Raw genomic sequence first — 24005 nt, 5'->3', positions numbered from 1 at the left:
CTGGCAAATCTAGTCTTCAGATTATCCTTGTTTTGTACTATTGTTTTTTCAGACTCGTTTTACTGACGCGATCAATTAAGAACCTCAAACGAATAGGATGCGCAAGCTTCAATAAGGGTATCATACGAACCCTTATTGAAGAACCCCCCCCAAAAAACTGCCCTTTACCACCCTCGCGGCAGCTGATAAAGCAGTTATTCCCGACAGATTTTCGCTTATCAAAAAGCATTTTCATCTCCATTTACTCTACTCCTACTTGTAACAACAACTGCCGCCGTATCTTTCACCGGAAGAACCAGGTTTTCGAATACAACCATCAAAACGCCCCGTGCTAATAAAAGCACGGGGCGTTTTTTACCAATTATGGAACAGATCTTGCCGCTTTGAGGTCTATCCCTTGAGGATAACGAGTTTCAGCAGGACCAAGTCGAAGATGTTGATTGCGCCGTCGCCGTTCATATCAGCGCAGGCAATCTGCATCGGATCCATATCCAGCTTGCCGAGCACAAAGCCCTTCATGGAGATGAGATCCAGAACGCCAGGCATTCTTCCTTCGCCGAAATCACCCTTAACAGACAGGGTGTATTCTCTGGCTGTCTTGCCCTCAAAGAGGATCTGGGCTTTGTATCCGGTGATCATCTGAGCGTCTGCCGCCAGTTCTTCGCCGGCTTCATCGACCAGTTTAATCGATGCATCCTCGAAGTTTACGCCGAGCTGTGCCGCAACATCCGCTGCAGCCGCATCGCGCTCGATGCTGGAGATGATCTGGTTGTTGTTGTCCACGATCAGGCTGTCGGATACCGCAACCGGGTTCCTTCTGAGCCTTGCGTCCGCCCAGTCGGAATGGTCCTCGGTATTGCCGTTTCCGCCGTCGGTCGAGACAAGGCGAAGTTCCTTCGCGCCGGTCACATCGACGCTGATGAATTCGGCGTTGGTGGAAGCGGACATTCTGCCGGTTTCCTTGACCTTGACACCGTCCACCCAGACTTCAAAGGTCACGCTGCCGCCGCCGATTTCGTTGTCGACGCCTGCCCAGGCTTCAAAGGTGTCATAACCCTTGCCGGTCAGGTCGTAAACCATTTCAGACGGAGCGTGCAGGCCGATGCCGTGTTCAAACGTCTTGGCCGCACCGTTCACACGGACACGGATCGGATTGCTCTCACAGGAGGTTCCCATTCCAATGACGCCCCATGCGGTCTTCGCGCTCTTATACTCGATCTGATCGAGGTAATCGCCGTCGGTGTACACGAAGTTGATCGTGTAGGTCTTTTCCATGTCGAACAGGGTGTTCCTTGCAACAACCGTTGCGGTGCCCGGAATGCCGTCTGCCTGCGTGATGGTCACTTTGACATCGTCGCCTGCGGTGATTGCGGAAACCTGCGGGATTTTTCCGCCCTGTCCTCTCTGGACTTCATAGGTATAGGTTCCGGTTCCTTCATCAAACGCATCGTACTTCTGTCCGTCGATCATCAGGCCGGTGAGCGTCTTGGTCGCTACGGTCTTCTTGCTCTCCGCCATCATAGCGTCGGTATCCATCGAAGAGGAGACCGGATGCATTCTATAGGAGAAGGTGTAATTCTTGTTGCCGTACAGGGTGTACTGTGCGAGCTTGTCAGGTCCGCAGCTTGCGCCGCCAAGACCCATCTGGTGCAGATCCATCGTGACGACGGTGTTTTCGGTCGGGGTCATCAGATAGGAATGCCTGTAGCTTGCAAGCTCTTCCTGCGTGTAGTGCAGCGTGCCGAACTCCATGAGATCCTGGCAGGCGAACATCAATCCGTCGCCGCTGTCGTCGGTGACGCTGAACCATCTTGTATCGGTGCGGTTGCCGTTCTCTTCCGGCTTGACATAATCGAAGTACATGCCCTCGACGGTGTTGCCGTAGAGTCCAACGTCGTAGCCGGTCTTTCTGTCCCAATAGCTCTCTTCCGGACCGCGGCCGAACCACTTGACATTCTCGAAGCCGGCCGGCATCTGGAAGCGGACGCCGAAGCGTGCAAGCTGTCCCATGCTGGACGGATTCAGCTCATTCGTGACGACCACGTCGCCGCTCGAATAGATCGCATAGGTGAAGTTGTTTGCCGAATTGTTCGCACCGGTCAGGTTGCCCTTGACGGAAACCACAATGACCTTGCCCTTATCCTGGACGTCGATCGATGCCGGTTTGAAGGTGTTCGGCGCGTTTCTCCACTTTCCGTCGACCTGGCGGTCGTTCTCGGTCGGTGCTCTCCAGTAGTTGCCCTTGAGCGCGGTCGCCATCATCTCTTTGCCGTTTGCGACATAGGAGGTGATTTCGCCGGACGCCTTGTCAAGGGTCAGGCTGAAGTTGTCACCGGTCACAACCAGTGCGCTGTCATTGTTGTCCACGTTCCGGAACGCCGGCATATTGTCGGTGGTCAGGGACGGATACTGGATGCTGCTGTCAAAGATTACCTCAAGCTGCTTGGCTGCGATCTCATGACCGGCCTTCGCCCAGAGGGTATCCTCTTTCAGCGTCATGGTGATGTTGACGAAGTATTCGGTTCCCGCCTTGATCTGCGGTTTGGTGATCGGAAGGGTGATTTCCTTGCTTTCACCCGGCAGGATGTTCATCGTGTCGGCGTCAAGCTCGCCGGACTGGATGACCTTGTCGTCCGCCATGAGTTCCCACTTGGCGTCGAACTCATTCAGGTTGTTGAACTGGTATTTATTTGTGATGGAAAGCTTGCCGTTTGCGAGGTCGACATCGTCGAAGCCCACATACTGGTAAACTCTCTTGACCTCTTTGATCTCCGGCTGCTCGGTCCTGTCGGCGTTGACAATGCCGTTGACGCAGAAGCTGTTGTCGTTCGGGCTGTCGCCCCAGTCGCCGCCGTAGCCGTAGAACTCTTTCTGTTCGTAGCCGGTGGAGGTCGGCGTCTGATCCATATCCATCCACAGGACAACGCCTTCATCGCCGGCGGTACGGGTGGTATCCTTGATCTCATCTACGCTCAGCGCGCGGTTGTAGACGCGTGCGGAGGTGATGACATGTGCGCTCGGGGTTCTGTTGGTCTCGTTGTCGATACCAATGCCGAGCGGATAGCTGTTCGAGGTGATGCCGCCTTCGTAATCAACTGCCGCTTTCTGCTCGCCGTCGATGTAGATCAGGACCTGTTTGCCGTTGTACACGCCGACGATCTGATGCAGGTTGTTGTACCAGGTGCTGGCATCCACTTCGGTATAAGCGGAAACCCATTTGCTGGTTCCTTCGCGGTTGCCGTCATAGACGAAGAACTCAATGACGTCTTTGCCGGAAGCCGACGGATGAACCTTGGTATTTTTGATTGCAAACTGGGTATCGCCCTTTGCAATATAGGTGTTGTAATTCTGTGAATTTTCCTTCGGAACCACATAAGCTTCGACCGTGACCTGATCGCCGGTGATGTCAAGACTTTCATCGTTCGGCATGCTGATGTAGCCTTCGATACCGGTCTTTCCGGCCGCTTCGACCTGCTTGCCGGCAAAGGTGCCGACCAGCTTCTTCGCGCTGGAATCGGTCATATGCCAGGTCTTCGGCGTCGGGGTGTAGATCGCCTGATCCACGAAGTCCCAGATACAGCCGCCGATGAGACGGTCATAGCTCTCGATGACATCCCAGTATTCCTGCAGGTTGCCGACCGAGTTGCCCATGGCATGCGCGTACTCGCAGATGAAGAACGGCTTGGAGCTGCCGTTTGCGCCGGTGCTCAGAACCGAGCTGACCGACGGGTACATCGTGGAGTCGATGTCCGCGCGGGAGTTGTCGCCCTGATAGTGGATCAGTCTGGTCGGATCGATGGCGTTGGCCGCTTCGTGCATCGAGCTGAAGACGTTGCCGCCACCGCACTCGTTGCCCATCGACCAGAACAGGACCGCCGGATGGTTCTTGTCGCGCTCGACCACGCCGACCATTCTGTCGACGCAGACTTCGCGGTACTCATCGCGGCCTGCCGGGATTGTGCCGGCCAGTCCATGCGTCTCGAGGTTCGCCTCGTCGACCATGTAGAGTCCGTACTCGTCGCACAGATCATAGAATCTGCTGTCGTTCGGGTAATGGCTGGTTCTGACCACGTTCATGTTGTTCTGCTTCATGATCGTGATATCTTTGACATAGGTTTCGTATGGGATGGTTCTGCCGGTTGTCGGGTCGGTGTCGTGGCGGTTCGCGCCCTTGAGCTTGACCGACTGGCCGTTGACCAGAAGCTGTCCTTTAGAGGTCTGGACGACTTCTTTGAAGCCGATGCGGTTTGCCGCGTATTCGACCGCGTTGCCGTCCTTGTCCTTGAGTACAAGACCCAGCTTGTAGAGGTTCGGCTTCTCAGCGGACCACTTCAGCGGATTCTCGACAAACACGGTGCCGGATGCGGTTGCGATCGGCGTGCCGTTCGTGTCGGTCTTATCCGTGAAGGTGACCGGGATGTTCATCGCTTCGTCGAGCACTTCGTTGCCGTCCATATCGTAGAGCATCGCGTCGACGCTGTAGCCTTCGACATCCTTGCCGGTATGGTTGCGCAGGTCGACTTCGACCTTCAGGTCGGCATCCTTGTACTCCTCATCGAGATCGGTCTCGGTGCGGAAGTCAAACAGCTCTACCTGTCCCTTTGAGGAGAGGAAGACGTCGCGGAAGATACCAGAGAGACGGATGAAGTCCTGATCCTGCATGTAGCTCGAGTCGCTCCAGCGGAACACCTGTACCGCCAGGACGTTTTCGCCCTCTACGAGGTAATCGGTGATATCGAATTCAGATGGGGTGTAGGTGTCCTCAGCATAGCCGACCTGGCGTCCGTTGACCCAGACATAGAACGCACTTTCCACACCCTGGAAGGAGAGGATCGTGCGGCGTCCGTCGAAGCTTTCCGGAACGGTGAAGGTGGTGCGGTAGGAACCGACCGGGTTGCGGGTCTTCGGCACCGGCGCACCGGCGTTTGCCGTTCCGCCCGGATTTCCGTTGCCGTTTCCGGTCCACGGATAGGTGACGTTGGTGTAGATCGGCTTGTCATATTTGAACTCGCCGTTCTCATCCTTGATGGTCTGCCAGCTCTGCGGAACAGGAATGTCGTCCCAGCCGCTGACATCATAGTTGACCTTGTAGAAATCGGTGTTTCTTGCCGCCGGGTTGACCGCCCACTGGAATTTCCAGGTGCCGTTCAGGCTCTTGACATAGCTGGACTCATTGCGGGTGTTGGCGGTGTAGCCGAGCGCGTCTTCCATATTGTTGTAGGCGACAAACGCGTTGTGCGCGTCCTCACGGTTGACACGGAACTGATCGACCTGTGCGTCCCACTCATTGCCGGTCCAGTTGGCGTCCTCGCCCTTGCCGACGGTGAGCAGATATTCACGGACCGTTTCGCCGCCATAGATCAGCTGTGCTTTGTAAGCCGGATAGACAATATCGCTGTCCGCGATGTCGTTGCCCTTGTCGTCGACCAGCTTGAACGAAGCGTCGTCATAGCTCGGTTTCAGCTGTGCTTTGACCTCCGCCACGGTAGAACCGGTGGCAATGCCGGTGATGCTCAGCTTGGTATTGTCTACCTTCAATGTGTCGGATACGAGGACCGGATAGGTGCGCAGCTTCGCGTCGCACCAGTCGGCATGGTCTTCGCCGTTGCCGTTGCCGGAGTCGCCGACCACCAGCTTGAGTTCCTTCGCGCCGGAGACATTGACGCTGAAGAACTTCGCGTTGGTGGAAGAGGTCATCCTGTCTGTGCCGGCTTTCTTGACGCCGTCCACATAAATCTCGAAGATGACGCTGCCGCCGCCGACCTCTTTGTCGACGCCCACCCAGGTTTCAAAGGTGTCGTAGCCCTTGCCCTCGATATCGTAGATGATCGTGGAGTTTGCATGGGCGCCGAGACCGTGCTCAAAGGTCCTGGTCTGTCCGTCCACCTGAATTCTCAGCGGGTTGTCGTCGCAGGACTCGCCGAGTCCGATGTCGTTCCAGCCGGTGGTTCCGCTCTTGTACTCGATGGTGTCCAGATAGACGCCGTCGGTCAGGGCGAAGTGGATGGTATAGGTGCGTTCGGTATCAAAGGTGGTATTCTTCGCAACAACCACTGCGTCGCCCGGCATCGTGGTCGCCTGGGTTACTGTCAGCTCGATGTTGTCGCCGGCTGCGGTTGCTTCAATGGTTGGGATCTTGTCGAACGCCTGACGTTCGATCGTGTAATCGTATTCTGTTTTATTTTCGTCAAAGCGGTCGATGGTTTCGCCGTTGACTTTGAGATCATTGAGGAATTTGACGTTGACAGCCTTCTTGCCTGCATCGATCTTCGCGTCGGTATCCATCGAAGAGGTGACCGGGCGCATGATGTAGGTGAAGGTGTAGCTGTTTCCGCCATTCAGGGTATACTGAGAAAGCTTATCGGGTCCGCAGCTCGCGCCGCCAAGGCCCATCTGGTGCCAGTCCATTGTGACGACCGTGTTCGCGGTCTTCTCCATCTGGTAGGAGTGGCGGTACTTCGCAAGCTCTTCCTGCGTATAGTGCAGCGCTCCGAATTCCATCAGGTCCTGGCAGGAGAACATGAGTCCGTCGCCCGCGTTGTCGGTGACGCTGAACCATCTTGTATCGGTGCGGTTGCCGTTCTCTTCCGGCTTGACATAGTCGAAGTACATCTCGTCGACCGTCTTGCTGTAGAGCCCGACGTCGTAGCCGGTCTTTCTGTCCCAATAGCTTTCTTCCGGACCGCGGCCGAACCACTGGACATTCTCAAAGCCGGCCGGCATCTGGAAGCGCATGCCGAAGCGTGCAAGCTGTCCCATGCTCGACGGGTTCAGCGAATTGGTGACGACCACGTCGCCGCTTGAGTAGATCGCATAGGTGAAGCTGTTCGCGGAATTGTTCGCGCCGGTCAGCTTGCCGTCGACGGTTACCACAACGACCTTGCCCTTGTTGTTGACCTGGATGGAATCCGGCGCGAAGGTGTTCGGCGCGTTTCTCCACTTGCCGTCGACCTGGCGGTCATTCTCAGTCGGCGCTCTCCAGTAGTTGCCCTTCAGCGAATCCGCAATCATCTCTTTGCCGTTCACGGTGTAGGAGGTGATCTCGCCGGACGCCTTGTCCAGAGTCAGCGCGAAGTTCTCGCCGGTGATGTTCAGCGCGTTTTCATTGTTGTCAACGCTCTGGAATTCCGGCATGCTCTCTGTGTCAAGAGACGGAGCCTTAACGGAGTCGTCGAAGACAACCTTAAGCTGCTCGGTTGCAATCTCGTGGCCCGCTTCGGCGTATTTGGTATCGCCCTTGAGGGTCAGCGTGATGTTGATGAAATATTCGGTTCCCGGCGTCACATTGGGTTTTGCGACCGGGAGGGTGATTTCCTTGGTCTGTCCCGGTTTGATGTCCATGGTCGCACTGTCCAGATCGCCGGACTGCAGAATCTTACCGTCTGCCATGAGCTCCCACTTCGCGTCAAACTCGTTCAGGTTGGTGAACTGATACTTATTCTTGATGGAAAGTCTGCCGTTTGCAAGGTCGATGTCATCGAACTGAGCATACTGGTAAACCTTCTTGACTTCCATGATTTCCGGCTGTACGGTTCTGTCGGCGTTGATGATGCCGTTGACGCAGAAGCTGCCGTCGTTCGGACTGTCGCCCCAGTCGCCGCCGTAGCCGTAGAACTCTTTCTGCTCGTAGCCGACCGTTTCAAGCTTCTGATCACAGTCCATCCACAGCACGACGCCGTCGTCCGCCGCGGTCCTGCTGTCATCGTTGATCTGCTCTGCGGTCAGCGCTTTGTTGTAAATGCGGGAAGAGACGATCACATCGTCGCACGGAGTACGGTTGGTCTGATGGTCAATGCCGATAGCCGGGTCATAGCTGTTTGCCGTGATGCCGCCGGTAAATTCAACGCGCATCTTCTCTTCGCCGTCGACATACAGGATGATGTTTTCGCCGTCATAGACGCCCGCGACCTGGTGCAGCTGGTTGTACCAGGTATCCGGGTCGACAACAAAATAGGAGGAAATCCACTGGTCTTTGGAAAGCGTTCCGTCATAGATGAAGAACTCCACAACATCCTTGCCCCTGGCCTGCGGATGGTTCTTGGTGGTTTTGATGGCGAACTGCGTGTCGCCCTTCGCGATGTAGGTCTTATGTACCTGCTCGGTCTGCTGCGGCACAACCCATGCTTCCAGAGTCAGTGCCTTGCCGGTGATGTTGAGCTTCTCATCTGCCGGAAGGGTGACCTGGCCTTTGATGCCGGTCTTGCCTGCCGCTGTGACCTGTTCGCCCTGAAGCTGGCCTCTGAAGGCATTCGCGCTGGAATCGGTCATGTAGTAGTTCTGCGGCGTCGGGGTGTAGATCGCCTGATCGACATAGTCCCAGATGCAGCCGCCGATGAGACGGTCATAGCGCTCGATGACATCCCAGTATTCCTGCAGGTTGCCGACCGAGTTGCCCATGGCATGCGCATACTCGCAGATGAAGAACGGCTTGGAGCTGTTGGATTTTCCGGTGTTCTCCACACTGCTGACCGACGGGTACATCGTGGAATCGATGTCCGCGCGGGAGTTGTCGCCCTGATAGTGGATCAGCCTGGTCGGATCGATGGCGTTGGCTGCTTCGTGCATCGAGCTGAAGACGTTGCCGCCGCCGCACTCGTTGCCCATCGACCAGAACACGACCGACGCGTGGTTTTTGTCGCGTTCCACCACACCCTGCATTCTGTCGACGCAGACGGCGCGCCAGTTGTCGTTGTTGCCCGGGATCGTTCCGGCCAGTCCATGCGTCTCGAGGTTCGCCTCGTCGCAGACATAGATGCCGTACTCGTCGCACAGATCGTACATGATGCTGTCGTTCGGGTAATGGGAGGTCCTCAGCGAGTTGATGTTGTACTGCTTCATGATCTGGACGTCCTTGACGTAGGTGTCATAGTCGATCCGTCTTCCGGTGACCGGATGGGTATCGTGACGGTTGACGCCCTTCATCTTAATGGACTGTCCGTTGACCAGAAGCTGTCCCTTGTTGGTCTGCTCAACCTCGCGGAAACCGATGCGGTTGCCGGCGTACTCGATCGGGTTGCCGGCGGCATCCTTCAAAACGAAGGACATCTTGTACAGGTTCGGCTTCTCAGCGGACCATTTCGCCGGATTCTCAACCAGCGTCTGGCCCATCGCCGTTGCGACCGGCTTGCCCATGCTGTCGTCCCTCGCGCCCGCGAAGCTGACGGGGATATTCATCGGGCTTTTCAATACCGGGTTGCCGTCGATATCGTACAGCATGGCGTCGACGCTGTAGCCCTCTTCAATTTCTTCGTTGTGGTTGCGGACGTCGACCTCTACTTTAAGGTTGGCATCCTTGTACTGCTCGTCCAGGTCTGTCTCGATACGGAAGTCGAACAGCTCGACCTGATCCTTCGAGTACAGATAGACATCCCGGAAGATGCCGGAAAGCCGGATGAAGTCCTGATCCTGCAGATAGCTCGAATCGGTCCAGCGGAACACCTGTACCGCCAGGACGTTCTCGCCCTCTACCAGGTAATCGGTCAGATCGAATTCGGACGGCGTGTAGCTGTCCTCCGCATAGCCGACCTGTCTGCCGTTGACCCAGACATAGAATGCGCTCTCTACGCCCTGGAACGAAATAAACGTGCGGCGGTCTTTAAAGTTCTCCGGAACCGTAAAGGTGGTCCGGTAGGAACCGACCGGATTTCTGGTCTTGACTACTTCTCCTGCCGCGGAAGCCGTTCCGCCCGGGTTGCCGTTTCCGTTGCCTGTCCACGGATAGGTAACATTGGTATAGATGGGCTTGTCATACTTGAACTGGCCGTTCTGGTCCTTGACAGTCTGCCAGCTCTGCGGAACCGGGATATCATCCCAATTGTCCACATTATAATCCACCTTGTAGAATTCGGTATTTCTGGATGCCGGATTGACTGCCCACTGGAATTTCCAGTTGCCGTTGAGGCACTTGACGTAATCCGATTCATAGCGGTTGTACGCCGTGTAATTGAGTGCGTCCTGTTCATTGTCATACGGAACGAACGCGGTGTGCGCGTCCTCGCGGTTGACCTTGTACACGGTGGGGTTTGCGTCCCATTCCACACCGGTCCACTCAGCGTCCGCAAAGGCCGTCAGGCCGACGCTTGTGCTGACCATGGCAGCCGCGAGCAAAAACGAAATCAGTCGTTTCTTCATGCGTGTTTTACCTTCTTTCATTTTTATCTTTTTGTCATTGATCCTCTTTTCTCTTCTTTGATGCCACCTTTACTTTAAAATTTATGAGAACAGGCTGTATGCAGAAGATGGGTATCCATCCGATTCAGCCCATTTTTCATCGTGAAAAAGTATCTGGTTTTTTCAAAACAAGAAAATGAACCCAATTATCTAAATAAATCAAAAACCCCATATATCCTTATGTTATATTATACAAAAAATATTCATGAATGTAAAGTCCCAACCCTGTCAAATTTTACTTTCTTTATTTAATTAAATAACATAATCATTAAATTTCGCATTTCACTTTTGTATAACTTGCACAAAACATCGCGATCAATTTTGGTTCATATTTCTGTTACAGATTCCTGTAAATTTATAAACGGACATGTTATAATAGAAGCGAAATGACCGGCATGGATAAAACGGTAATTTTAAAAAAAGTGAAAGAAGGAATTGATGTGCTAAAGAAAAGGCTCTTGTCCCTGGCGCTGACCGCATCGATGGTACTCACCTCCGTCGGCGCGTTCCCCCTGGGGGCTTCGGCTGAAGACAACATCCTTGCAACCAACGCTCCCAACGGTAACAACACCATCAACTTCTGGCTCGATGAAAGCGGAAAACCGTATTACAACGTCATTCACAACGGACAGACGCTGGTGGAGGATTCCTCCCTCGGCATGGTCCTGTCAACCGGCTCGTTCACCGACAATTTAAAGATCGTGGACGTGAAAACGGCAGAAAACGATACGACCTGGCAACCGGTCACCGGACAGAAGAGCGAAATCCGCGACAGCTACCGTGAAACCGTGGTTTCCCTGGAAACCCAAACCGAACCGCCGATTCAGGTGGACCTTGAAATGCGCGCCTACGACACCGGTGTCGCGTTCCGTTACGTCTTCCCGAACGTGACCGAAAACTTCACGGTCAACTCGGAGGAAAGCTACTTCAAAATCCCGACCGATGCGACCGCTTATGCCCATGACGGACACAGCCAGAGCATCCCGAAGGAGGTCAAGGTCACCAATTTCAGCTCCAGCAACTATTACCGGCCGCTGACCCTCGTCTACGGTAACGGCGTCGCCATGACGATGGTCGAGGCAAGCCTGCACGACTTTGCTCGGCTCTGCTACCAGACAGCCGGTCCGGCCACCCTCAAGAGCAAGCTCTGGGGCGGCGGCAAGGTCAATATCAAGGCCGGCGCGGATGAGAACGACGCGTTCCCGTGGCGCACCTTCGTCATCGGCGACAACATCGGCGAGCTGCATCTCAACAACGACATCATCGTCAACCTCAACGACGAACCGGATTTCGACACCTCCTGGATCGATCCCGGCTCGGCGATGCGCTGCGTGACGCTGATGAACGACGCCATCATCGAAAACATCGACATGGCGGCTGAGATGGGCATCAAGTACATCCTGCTGGACACCGGCTGGCACGGCTCGGAGAACGATTCGAGAATGGACGCAAGGCTGCCCGGCTATACGGATGAGGAGTGGCCGGCCGCATGCGCGGCGTTCGGCCTGCCGGAAGGCTTCACAAACTACAATCCGGCGGAGGGCGTGTTCACGCTCTTCGGATTCAACAAATACGGCAAGATCGACGAGAAGGGCGACATGAATGTCGATGTCGACATCCCGATGCTCTGCGATTACGCGAATTCCAAAGGCGTCGGCATGATGCTGTATGTCAACGACAAGGTTCTGTTCAACTCCAAATACACCGTGGACGAGCTGTTCACCGTCTTTGAACGCTGGGGCGTCAAGGCCATCAAGCCGGGCTTCGTCGCAAACGGAACCCAGGCTATGGAAAAACGGCTCGAAGACATGATCAAATCCGCCGCGGACCACAAGCTGGTGATGACCATCCACGACGAATATGTGCTGTCCGGCACCGAGCGCACCTATCCGAACGTGCTGTCGGTCGAGGGCATTTTAGGCGATGAGGGACTTTCCGATTCGAGCTATATCCCGGGCGACCTGACCCATCTGTACACCCGCATGATTCAGGGACCGGCGGACCACACCTTCTGCTACGGCAACGGACCGCGCAAATCCACCAAGGTCTATGCGCTGGCCTCCCCGATCCTGTTCTACTCCCCGTTTGAATGCATCTTCTGGTATGACAAGCCGGATGTGCTCAACGACAAGACTCGCGAAGAGGTGCAGTTCTGGAAGGACCTTCCGACCAAATGGGACGAGCTGGTCGTTCTGGAAGCTGAACTGAAGAAATACTCCACCTTTGCGCGCCGCAACGGCGACGAGTGGTACATCGGCAGCCTAGCCGGCGAGGACCGCAATCTGCGCGTCGCGCTGGATTTCATCGACCCGGCCGTCAAATATGTCGCGGACATCTATGCGGATTCGCTTGATTCCCGCCCCAACAACAACGCCAGCAAAAAGGTTGAGGTCAGCCACTTCATCGTGGACAGCACCACAACGCTGGAACGCCAGCTGGTCTACGGCGGCGGCTACGCGGTGAAGCTGCGCCCGGCGACCGAGGAAGAGATCAACACCCTCCCGGATTACCGCTTCCAGCAGCTGGACGCCAAGCTCAAGGAGATCGAAGCGCTGAACGAATCAAACTACACCGCCTCGAGCGTCGCGGCGCTGCGGCTTGTCGCCGAAGATGCCGCCAAGCTGCTCGGCAATCCTGACGCCACGCCTGAGATGATTGGAAACGCGCTGAACGATCTCACCAGCGCCATGGACGCGCTGGTTGACATTTCCGGACTCAGAACACTGATCAACGAAGCGGACAAGGCTGTCGCTTCGGATTACACGGCATCCACCTTTGCACAGTACACTGCCGCCGCAAACGCGCAGAGGGCGGCGCTCTCCAAGGCGAATGCTTCCAAAGATGAGGTCGCGGCCGCCGTTCTGACTATCGAAACGGCCAAAGCGCAGCTGGTATCGCTGGCCGAGCTGAAGGACGCCATCTCCCGTGGGGAAAGCATCAACGAGGCGATCTACACGGCGGACAGCTACGAAGCGATGCGCGCGGCTCTGGACAGGGCCAATGCCGTACTGCGGGACGATGCGGCAACAAAACAAGCGGTTGCACAGGCCAGGGATGAGCTGCTTGCCGCCATCCGCGCACTGGTTGAGCTGCAGACCGCGCCGGACTTCATCCGCTACCTGAGCGATATGAGCTACGAGCCCGGATCGACCGCGCACGGCGGCATTAAAATCGACCGGTCGTATGAAAACCCGCTCGCCATCATCAACGCAAGCGGCCAGACGCAGCAGTTCTCCAAAGGCCTTGGAACCCATGCGCCGGCCGACATCACCTACAACATTGAGGGCCGCGGCTATCAGAAATTTGAAAGCTATGTCGGCATCAACACGCTCAAGAACGATTCCCGCAGCTCGGTCATCTTCAAGGTCTATGTGGACGGCGAAGAGGTCTTCAACAGCGGCGTAATGGGCTACAAAACCCCGGCCAAGCTCGTGAGCGTCGACATCACCGGCGCCAAAAAGCTGCGGCTGGTCGTCGACCCGAACGGCGCGAACGCAGCCGACCATGCGGATTGGTGCGATGCGAAGCTGATGACGGTCAAGGAAATCCCATTCCAGTCCACCTACGCGAGCGATCTCGACTGGGATTCCGCCTCCACGGCGCACGCAAACGCCATCTTCAAGGACCATTCCTACCAGAAGCTCTCCGACGGCAGCTACAACCCGCTGGCGGTCAAGGATGCCGAAGGCAATACCGTGATCTATGACCGCGGCATCGGCACCCACGCGGACGCGAACGTCATCTTCAACATCGACGGCATGGGCTTCAACAAATTTGAAAGCTATGTCGGCGTCAACGCCATCAAAAACGCCAAAGCAAGCTCTGTCATCTTCAAGGTCATCGTAGACGGCGAAGAGCGGTTCAACAGCGGCGTCATGAAGGTCGACGACCCTGCCAAATTTGTAAGCATCGATGTGACCGGCGCGAAGGAAATCCGCCTGGTCTGCGATAAAAACGGCAGCAACGACTCCGACCATTCCGACTGGTGCGACGCGAAGTTCCTGACCGTGGGAAGCATCCCCCCGCTTCAGGTCGGCGACTTCAGCGACGACGGCACGGTCGGCGTGACCGACCTGCTGATGATCAAGAGCGTCATCCTGCAGAACACCCATCTGACCGACAAGCAGCTTTATCTGGCCGACGCCAACAACGACGGAAAGGTCAACATCTTTGACCTGGTCACGATCAAGCTGAACATCCTGAAAGGCATCTGACAGCAAAGAAAAGCAATCCTTGGATATTGACATCATACGTATTCCAAGCACAGTAAAAAGGAACGGGACCAGATGGTCCCGTTCCTTTTTACTGTCCGCGCAGGCTTCGCACCATGCGCTGGTCAACCAGTGTCCTTCCAGCCAGCTCCACTTCGCAGATGTCCTCAGTCCATGCAAACCCATGTTTCTGGTAAAATCGCTTGGCGCGCACATTCTCCCGCAGCACCCAGAGGAAACAGTCCGCATACCCCCGCCGGGCCAGCCCATCGAGCGCGGCATCCATTAAAAGCCTTCCCATTCCGCATCCAATATGGGAAGGGAGAAGATAAATCGCCTCGATTTCTCCATATCCGGGCATCGCGCTGTCCTTGGATTTTCCGTAAACAATGGCGCCGACCGCCTGCTCCCCTTCACAGGCGACCTGAACCGTCCAGTCGTCATCCGCAACGCGTTTTTTAAAATGCCCGGTCCAATGATCCTCGGAAAGCCCGTCAAGATATTCCTGCGGGACCATCCCGACATAAGCGGTTTTCCAGCTTGCCGCAAAAATCCTGCTGATAACCGGCGCGTCGCCGCTGTCCGCCTCCCGGATTCGTCTATCTTCCATGAAATTCTTCTCCTTTTCTGTTTTCCTGTCTGTATCGTACAACGGCCGAGATATCCCATATGCTAGGAATGGAAGTCAGCCCAGTTTCAGAGATGTCCGCCATGTATCCGGAGAATTCCGCTTCACGATGCGCGGCAAAGGCATCCAGTATCTGCTTGCCCCTTATCAGATGCCGGATGCAAGAAAAGTCATCCTTCCCGGCGCATCCGTTTAGGATGTGAAAAACCGCGGATGCGGCCGTTGGTATATCTATTCAACGTTGTTTATTCTCGGCTTGACGAAAGGGAATATGATGGCGCCGGTAAACATCCTGGTCAGAGAAAGATATTCCTCCGCCGTGCATGAACCGCCCGCAATCAGCATTTCATATGTCACATCCCGATTGGTCAATGTGAAGCCGGCCGGACCAAAGCCGTTCCGAAAGTAGAAATCCCTGCGCTTGACCCGCTGTACACGGTTGTCCGCACTGTCATCCGGCGCTTCGATGTTGAGGATCACTCTATGATGGGGATACATGGCTTTCACCTGTTCCAGCATGCGGCTTCCATAGCCCTTCGACCGCATGCCGCTGCCGACTGCAAGATACAGTATAAAGGTCAGGTCTTTTCTGGTAATCAAATACATCATGCCGACAAAGGAACCCTGATCGCAGCAGGCCAGAAAATCAATCCCCTCCTTTCTGGCTTTTCTCAGCAAAAACCAGATGGGAATTCTCTCTGCCTCTGGGAAAGCGCTGTTGAACAGCTCTTTGATCGTTCCTATATCGGCCGTATGCTTGGTAACAGATTGTATCGTAAGCATCATCCGATTCCTTTCCTGTTATGTTCCAAGGCTGCCTGCCATACCGTGGACGGCAAACCATCTTGGAACGTGATAATATCCCCCATGATACCAGATCCAAGTTGAAAAGGCTATGCGCTTTTTTAAAGCGCATAGCCTTTTTCATATTCCACTGGCCCAAAGCTATCAGTGTTCGGGCCGCTCTTCACAGATATTATTTGCCTGCAAGCTGCAGTTTCCACTGGAGGAGGTCGATGACGTTGACAACGCCATTCTTATCAAAGTCTGCCAGTTCAATCTGTTCCGGTGTAAACGCAATCTTGCCGGATACAAAATCCTTGATCATGTTCAGGTCGTTCATCGTCAGCTGGCCGTCTGAGTCAACATCGCCCGGTACGGATTCCGCCAGCGCGTCAATGGCTTTCTGCAGCGCCGCCGCCGCGTCGCTCACCTGCTGCTGGGAAACCGCCTCGGTGGTGAATACCTGCCAGGATGCTTCCAGGACAGCTTCGAGCTTCTGCCATTTTTCTGCCGGATACTGGGTTTCGTCCAGAATCTCCGCCTTCATGATCCACAGCGCCAGTTCATACTTGTCCACAACGACCTTTGCGCCCTTGAACTGCTCGGCCGCTTCTCTCAGCGCATTGGCTGCCGCGGCAATCTCTTCGAGGGTTGCATCCGTCTTGTCCGCCGCTTCCCGCGCCGCATCGATCGCGGCCTGGAATTCTTCGAACGCGCCGGCCGGGGTCTGTCCGTTCAGTTCGCCCTCCGCCGTCGTATCCAGCAGCTGCTGCGCATCCTCAATCAGGCCGTTCAGCGGCTCGGAGGAGATGGTCAGTCTCGGCTGTACCCAGGATGCATGGTCGTATGCCGTTCCGTCGTCCGCGTCGGTGACAACCAGTTTCAAAACGTCATAGCCGATCAGCGGAACATTCAGATCCTCAACCGGTGTGTTGGCGTCGAAGAACTTTTCATAGAGCAGATCGTCGTCGCCCCACACCTGGTAGACCACGGTGCCGCCCGCTTTCGTCTCAAGCGCTTCCTTGACCTCATCGCCGATGCCGATCTTTGCGGTGAAGACCATCGGCGCTCCGCCGACATAGTAGGTGATGGTGGAAGGTGCGTTGACGCCGAAGCCGTCTTCCGGTCCGGTGTATTCCTGTCCGCCGAGCACCAGTGCGCCGCCGTCGATGTTCTTGCCGTCCTGCGGATTCTTCCAGAAGCTTTCTCCGCTCATCCAGTTTTTCGTCGTCAGTGCGCCCTCGGTATATTTACGTCCCTCGGTCGCCTTGATCTGCGGATTGATCCAGTCCGAGTGGTCAAACCAGTCGTCTTCGCGATGATCCACCACCAGTTTCAGGTAGTCATATCCGGACAGGTCAACCTCCACGGATTTCGGATCCTTCTGATATTCGATCACGCCGCTGCTGTAGAGCAGGTCGTCGTCTCCGTAAACCTTAAAGATGACGCCGTTGCGGTAGCCGCCGGCTCCGTCGTCGATGCCGATCAGGGAGGTGAAGGTAATATCGCGTCCGCCGATATAGTAGACAAACTCAGACGGCGCATGGGTGCCGATACCGGTCTCATAGGTCGTTCCATTGATGGTAAGCGCTCCGCCGCCGACGCCCTTATCCTGCTGCGGCGTCTTCCATCCACTGACGCCGCTGATCCAGTTGTGGATCGTAAGCGGGCCGTCTTCCAGCGGCGTGAGCCCGCTGTTGTCGACGACATCCACCCGCAGCTCATTGTTGACGCTGGAAATCTCCTTGTCGCCGGTGTACAGCAGGTCCGCTATGATATCGATCGGCAGATCCTCCGCGGCGCCTTCCGGCACCGTGATTTCCCACTGAACCGTGATCGAATCGCCGGTCTTCATGAACGAAGAGGTGGTCGAGGTCAGCGGTTTCGCAAGAAAGCCTTCCGGCAGATCCAGATACAGGCCCACGGTGCGGATCTCCATGCTTCCGCCGTTCGCGAACTTCGCGGTGACGATGGCCTTCTGGCCGGCTTTCAGGGTGGTTTTGCTGATCGAGCCAAGCAGGTAAGCGCCCCTTTTGGTGCTGGTCGGTTCGATGATATACATTTTGCTGCCGTGGGACGGGACGGTTTCTTTGACACTGACCGCGTCATATGTCACATTGTTTCCGTTTTCATCCTTCTCCCAGACATCCTTGACATTGTAGATAAAGGCTGGTGTCATGTCGAAGTGCTCGTCATAATAGTCCTGATCCTTCGCTTTAACCATATCGCCGATTTCGGAGAGCTGTACGCTCATCTCAGCGGCACTGCTTCCGCGGTTAAACATCAGAAGCGCCACCTTGCCGTCGTTGAGCGGCTTGACCAGATACTCGAGGTCGCCGTCGTCGCGGAACTTGATGCCCTGCACGCCGCGGGTATCCTGGTCCACTGCGATGGCATCCCTGTTCGTGATGATCTCCAGAACCTCCTCTTTATCCTCAAGCAGGCGAAGGTCGTTGCCCAGAACCAATGGGGACGCCATCATGCACCACAGGCTGAAGTGAGAGACGTTCTCGTCGTGGGTCAGGCTTCCGTTGCCGACCTCCAGCATATCCGGGTCGTTCCAGCCCTTGTCCGGTCCCGCATACGGGTAGAGCGCGACGTTGACGTCGTAAATGCCCATGATCGAGCTCCAGCTCGCGTTGATGTCGCCGGTGGTTCTCCACAGGTTTCCGGTCTGCGGTCCCCATATCCATGGCTGGCGTCCGCCCCACTCGCAGATTCCGAAGGTGATCGGGCGTTCCGGCTCACCGGTCTTTTCGGCCTGCGCCTTGGTGGCGTCCATCAGCGCGTCGCGCATGACGCCGTAGGTATAGCGCGCGGAGTCATAATCCCTGTTGGAGGTGCGGATTGGGTTGTAGAACCGCAGGGTGTTCTCGCCCTTTTTCAGCTCCAGGGTCGCCGTAGCGCGTCCGAAGCCGCTCCAGGAGGATTTCGGTGGCAGCATCATACGGATCGGATGCACGCTGTCGCCGTTGATGTCCAAAAACATCGGGACTTCTTCATCAGAATTTTCCTTGCGGTAGTTGAGGTCCAGTGCATATTCGCCGTCCTCCGGAACCGTGACCGTAAAGGTCGCGAAGCCGGCGTTGTTTCCAAGGCCGGTGATATAGCTGTTGTCCACAAGCCTTGCGGTGCCTTCCAATGCCGCTTCTCTGGCCTGATAAGTATAGATGTCGGTGCCCTTTTCATACGGCTTCGCGATGCGGATGAAGTTGATGCCGTATGCCTTGGTGGAGAGCTGCACATGGTGGCAGTAGTCGTATTTAAAGTAGTCGATGCCCCATTCCGCAAAGGATGCCGCATCGCTCTTCTCTTTGAACTCAGATCCCGGCAGGTCCTCGCAGGTGAACAGGCCGTTGGAGGTGTAGAGGCCCAGCTTCAAGCTGTTGTCATGCGCATAATCCGCCAAAGCCTTGATGCCGCTTGGGAAACGCACCGGATCGCTCGTAAGCCTTCCGTCGACAGTTCTTTCGGAAGCATGCCAGTTGTCGTCCAGGTTGACGAACTCATAGCCGGCGTCGCGCAGGCCATACTTCACCATAGCGTCCGCCGTTTCCATAATCAGATCCTCATCGATGTTCTGCCTGAAGGTGTTCCAGCTGGACCAGCCCATCGGCGGCGTCTTTGCCACGCCGTTGTCATGGGCGCTGACGGTCGCTGACAACATCAACGCAGACAGGAAAGTCGCTGACAGTGCCGCGAGTACCTTGGTCTGTTTTTTCATTTTTTCTGCTCCTTTTCTTTTTTATAGGTCTCCATACAGATGCAAACCCCTGTGTTCACATCATACCTGCCCATTATAAAGGATTTCCGATCGTTTGTGAATACAATTTTCTACGATTTTTTAGTAATTTTCTACGATTATTGCTTAAATTCCATAAAAATATCATGTAGTATCCGATTTTTATTTTAAATATTGGGTATTTTTACATGCCTATCAGTAGAGAATTTGTTTCCGGACCTATTCTTAATATGTGTAAAAGATAAAGAGGGTCCGGCAGAATACCGGACCCTCTTTATTAATTGAAAGATCGTTTCTTTATTATAGATGATTTTATACGCCGCCGTTCAGGATATCCAGCTTCACACGGAGCAGATCGAAGATGTTGAGCTTTCCGTTTCCATCCCGGTCAGCCGCTGTGAAGTAAGCGCCTTCGAGCTGTGCGTCCTCTTTGCCAAGAATGCTCTGCTTTATAGCTAAGAGGTCCATGACGCCGCGTATACCGTCGCCATCCGCGTCACCTGGAACGATGACGGTGAATTCCTTGACCAGCTTGTCGCCGTCCAGATACTGTACTTTGCAGCCGGTTCCAACAAGCTTGTCATCCGCAACCGGATTGCCCTGCGCGTCGACAACGACCATGTTTTCCGAACCGGTGAACAGGTCTTTGAATTCAGCAGGTGTCAGGGAAGCCGGCGCATCTGTGATGATATCGCCCTCGACCGTGATGTTGCCGCTGATGCTGGACACCAGGTCAAACTGCAGCCAGTTCATATTGGAGCCGCTTTCGGTGACGTTCACTCTGAACTCGTGCTTGCCCGCTTCGAGATAAATCTTCTGCGCTTCAAGCGTGGTCCAGTTCTGCCAGCCGCCGGTGTTGACCGCCTTGAAGGAGGTGACGACATCGCCGTCCACGAGCAGGTCCACCGCGCCGCCGCCCGCGTTGGATGCGGAACGAAGCGCTACGTCATAGAGTCCCGCCGTCTGCACATCGATCTGATATTGTACCCAGGCGCCCGCATCGCAGTAGCCGAGGTTCTGTCCGCCGTCGGTATCGCCGGTGGCTTCGCCTCTGATGCTGCCGCCGGACCAGAGGATGTTTTCCGCCAGCTTCATTTTCGTGCTGTCGCCGATGGTAACCGTCGGCGGGTTTACGATCTTGGTGTCAAATACATTGACCTTCATGATCATTTCGAGGATTCTCTTGGTGGTCTTTTCGAGGTCCTCACGGGTCAGCATGCCATTGTTGAGCGCCGTCCTGAGCTGGGTCGGATTGCCGGAAGCCATCTTGATGTCGTTGCCGGCGAGGATTTCTCTCGCGTGGTTGGAGTTGTTGCCCCAGTCGGTCATGACGATGCCGTCAAAGCCCCATTCATCGCGCAGGATGTTGGTCAGAAGCTCTTTGTTTTCCGATGTTTCGGTTCCGTTCAGGAAGTTGTAGGAGGACATGATCGTCCACGGATCCGCTTCCTTTACCGCGATTTCAAAGCCCTTGATATAGATCTCTCTGAGCGCGCGTTCGGACATTCTGGAGTCGATGCTGTTGCGGTTGTTCTCCTTCTCGTTTGCGCAGAAGTGCTTCAGCGCGATTGCCACCTTTTCAGACTGGCAGCCCTTCGTGAGAGCGACCGCCATCTTGCCGGTGAGCAGAGGATCTTCGGAATAGTACTCGAAGTTACGTCCGCAGAGCGGGTCTCTGTGCATATCCATACCAGGAGCCAGCCAGATGTCGATGCCGTTGGTGCGCGCTTCAATTGCCGCCGCCTTACCGACCTGTTCCACCAGGTCGACATCCCATGTGCAGGCGAGGTTGGTGGAAACCGGCCAAGCCGTGCAGTGTACGCCGATACGGATACCCTGCGGTCCGTCCGCGGTCATCGCATTCGGTACGCCGTATTCCATCAGGTTGCCCATGCCGCCGGTATTCGCAACGCCGGTGTTCGGCTGTCCACCCGCCATATTGATGAGCTGGTCAATCGTGAACTGCGCTACAAAAGCGTCCATCAGGGAGTTATCGTTGTAGACGTCGATCAGCATGATCTTGTCATTCGCCGCCGTGCTGACCGCTTCATTGACCGGAGCCGCTGCGGCTCTTGCCATCAGCAGGTTTGCAACCGGCGCCGGAGCGGCCTGTTTTTCTACCAGAAGGTAGTCGATGTTCGGATAGGAATCGGCCGGCGCCTTCAAGGTCAGTTCACAGTGGCCTGCCGGCAGTGTGACGGTGACCGGTTCCAGGTCGATAAAGTTGTACCATTCGGAGGCGTTGCCGTCGCCGGTCTGCGGGACGGTGATCTTCGGAACAGATACCGCTTCTCCGTTGATGGAGATGCCCGGGTCAAAATTGAATGCCGCGCGGCCGTTGGCCACGTTGAAGTACAGGTTATAGTCGCCCGCTTCCTTGACATCCAGCCAGTAGGAAACGTAGTTGTCCTTGTAGTTCATGTAGGCCAGACAGGTGCCGTTGTAATCGCCGACGGTGAAGTCTTCGGTTCTGACGGTGTTGCTGCTGGTTCCGCCGGAGAAGATGAATTCTTCCGCTTCAATCTTATTCCTGCCCTCCGGATTGATGGGGGTGTGGTAATCGATTGTGACATCCTGTTTTTCGAAGGTCATGTAGTCATAGTTCGGATTGTTCTTGTTGGCAACAATCTTCAGGATGCAGTGGCCCTTCGGCAGGTTGACATAGAACGGCGCGGCATCGTCGAAGTTGTACCATTCGGATGCGCCGCTGCCGTCGCCGGTCTGCTCCGCATCGAAGCGGATGCCCGGCTGCTGCTGTCCGTCTACAAATACGGAGAAGCAGTCGGTCAGCTTGGCGTTGCCGTTTGCATAGCGCATTGTAACAGCATAGGTGCCGGCTTCTTCGGTGGTCAGATCGTATTCGACATATTTTCCCTTCTGATTGAGCATCGCCACGCATCTGCCGAAAGTGCCGTCATTGTTATAGTAGCTTTCAATGTTGACGCCGTCGGAGGAATTGAGGAACCGTTCGCTCTCAACAACCGTCGGCTCTGTCGCGGAGATGGTGTAGTACGGGTCAAACTCCGGAGAAACCGGAATCTCTTCGTAGCTTCCATCCGCCAGCATTCTTCTCTTCAGCTGGATCGGCTTACACTGCTCGGAGAGCTGCTCCGTGACGAGATCCTCTTCAACCTTATAGGTATACCGGATGCCATTTTCACCGGCATCCCGGATCGAGTTTCCAACATAGATGTTGTAGTCTCCCGCTTCCATCACCCACGCGGATTTCTGAACCTTGCCGAAATCGTCATAGCTCGACATATCGTTGATCGCATAGGTCATGGTCAAGACCTGGGATTCGCCCGGATTCAGAAGCTTCGTCTTTGCAAACGCAGCCAGCTCCTTGTTCGGCTTGCCAAGCTTGCCCTGCGGCGCGCTGAAGTAAACCTGAACGACCTGTTTGCCCGGGACATCTCCGGTATTGGTGACCTTTGCGGTGACAACCATGTTGTCGCCGTCCGGCGTTACCGTAACGTCGCTGGTATCAAAGGTCGTGTAGGACAGGCCGTATCCGAATTCATAGCTGACCTTGCTGTAGGTCGGGTCCATGTTTTCGAAATAACGGTAGCCCATGTAGATGTCCTCTTCATAATCGCTGTGTGAGGTGTTCGCAAAGTTCGCGGAAGAAGGATAATCGGTGTAATCCTTTGCCCATGTGTCAACAAGCTTGCCCGAAGGGTTCACATCGCCGACCAGGATATCCGCAGTCGCGAGTCCGCCTTCCATGCCCGCCTGCCAGCCGTTCAGCACCGCGTCGATGCCCGGGATTTCATCCACCCATTTGGTATCGAGCACCGCGCCGACGTTCAGCACGACGACAACCTTCTCAAAGGCTGCGCCCAGACGGGTCAGCAGCGCGGTCTCCGCATCGGACAGGTAATAGTCGCCCTTTGTCGCCGTGCGGTCGCTTCCCTCTGAGGAATAGCGTCCGATGACCATGATAGCTGTTTTGGAATCCGCAGCCGCGGCGTTCAGCATATCGTCGGTGATTTCGATGTTGGCGTCATCTTTGATGCCATCCGTGGAGACCTTCTGTGTGTAGAGGTCGACCAGCGGTTTGTACAAGGAAATTTTCCCCTCTTCTTCTTTGATCTGCATACCCTGCAGAATGTTGCGGGTGTAGTCGACGTTGGTGGCGCCGGAGCCGCCTCCGCCTCTGACATAGTCGATCTGCGCACGGCCGAACAGCGCAACCTTTTCGCCCGATGGCAGCGGCAGCGCGCCGTTGTTCTCCATCAGGACCATGCCTTCCGCGGCGACCTGTCTGGACAATTGAATATGGTTTGCTTTTTCTTCTTCTGATGTCGCCAGACTTGCCGCTGGAACAATGGTAAATACCATCGCTGCCGACAGCAGAGCTGCAAGAATCTTGTTAAATCTTTTCATCTCTTTCGTCCTTTCTGTGCTGTAATGTATTGTTTTCAAGGTATCGGGGGATTCCCGCGGGAACCCCCGTTATCCTGTACAACCA

The 24005-nt window shown here is 55.4% G+C and carries 7 protein-coding genes; 1 reads left to right on the top strand and 6 read right to left on the bottom strand.

The features are described 5' to 3' along the window. Window positions 1-37 precede the first annotated feature (37 nt). Together BN348_RS13785 and BN348_RS12855 are read right to left on the bottom strand one after the other, a co-directional pair. Window positions 38-241, bottom strand: coding sequence for a hypothetical protein (locus BN348_RS13785; RefSeq protein WP_156136381.1), 204 nt, complete (start codon window positions 239-241; stop codon window positions 38-40). Between the two features lie 149 nt (window positions 242-390). Continuing rightward, the gene (locus BN348_RS12855; RefSeq protein WP_052446631.1) at window positions 391-10131 is read right to left on the bottom strand and encodes a glycoside hydrolase family 2 TIM barrel-domain containing protein; all 9741 of its coding nucleotides are present in this window, start codon (window positions 10129-10131) and stop codon (window positions 391-393) included. Window positions 10132-10610: 479 nt separating this feature from the next. On the opposite strand from BN348_RS12855, the gene BN348_RS01920 reads away from it, so the two are divergent. Further along, window positions 10611-14384, top strand: a complete 3774-nt coding sequence (locus BN348_RS01920) for an NPCBM/NEW2 domain-containing protein (protein ID WP_197068259.1) — start codon at window positions 10611-10613, stop codon at window positions 14382-14384. A gap of 88 nt (window positions 14385-14472) precedes the next feature. On the opposite strand, the gene BN348_RS01915 is transcribed toward BN348_RS01920, so the two are convergent. The 4 genes from BN348_RS01915 to BN348_RS12850 all read right to left on the bottom strand — a co-directional run bounded on the left by BN348_RS01915 (window position 14473) and on the right by BN348_RS12850 (window position 23920). Then, a complete protein-coding gene (locus tag BN348_RS01915; RefSeq protein ID WP_040195844.1) occupies window positions 14473-14991 on the bottom strand; it encodes a GNAT family N-acetyltransferase in 519 nt (172 codons plus the stop codon). A 249-nt stretch (window positions 14992-15240) separates the two neighbouring features. Beyond that, entirely contained in the window at window positions 15241-15795 is a 555-nt protein-coding gene (locus BN348_RS01910) for a GNAT family N-acetyltransferase (RefSeq protein WP_052446630.1), read from the bottom strand. 190 nt (window positions 15796-15985) lie between these two features. Further along, on the bottom strand, window positions 15986-19516 hold the full coding sequence (locus tag BN348_RS01905) for an NPCBM/NEW2 domain-containing protein (protein WP_040195843.1): 3531 nt from the start codon (window positions 19514-19516) through the stop codon (window positions 15986-15988). A 330-nt stretch (window positions 19517-19846) separates the two neighbouring features. After that, window positions 19847-23920: a glycoside hydrolase family 3 N-terminal domain-containing protein gene (locus tag BN348_RS12850; protein ID WP_052446629.1), complete on the bottom strand. Its 4074-nt coding sequence runs from the start codon at window positions 23918-23920 to the stop codon at window positions 19847-19849. Window positions 23921-24005 lie beyond the last annotated feature (85 nt).

Source organism: Candidatus Soleaferrea massiliensis AP7 (genome assembly GCF_000820765.1).
GTDB lineage: Bacteria > Bacillota > Clostridia > Oscillospirales > Ruminococcaceae > Soleaferrea > Soleaferrea massiliensis.
This window is presented reverse-complemented; position numbering and strand designations above follow the sequence as displayed.

Excerpts from the sequence above, each read along its gene's own strand:
- BN348_RS13785 (WP_156136381.1), bottom strand. The coding sequence starts at position 241 with ATGGAGATGAAAATGCTTTTTGATAAGCGAAAATCTGTCGGGAATAAC.
- BN348_RS12855 (WP_052446631.1), bottom strand. The coding sequence starts at position 10,131 with ATGAAGAAACGACTGATTTCGTTTTTGCTCGCGGCTGCCATGGTCAGC.
- BN348_RS01915 (WP_040195844.1), bottom strand. The coding sequence starts at position 14,991 with ATGGAAGATAGACGAATCCGGGAGGCGGACAGCGGCGACGCGCCGGTT.
- BN348_RS01910 (WP_052446630.1), bottom strand. The coding sequence starts at position 15,795 with ATGATGCTTACGATACAATCTGTTACCAAGCATACGGCCGATATAGGA.
- BN348_RS01905 (WP_040195843.1), bottom strand. The coding sequence starts at position 19,516 with ATGAAAAAACAGACCAAGGTACTCGCGGCACTGTCAGCGACTTTCCTG.
- BN348_RS12850 (WP_052446629.1), bottom strand. The coding sequence starts at position 23,920 with ATGAAAAGATTTAACAAGATTCTTGCAGCTCTGCTGTCGGCAGCGATG.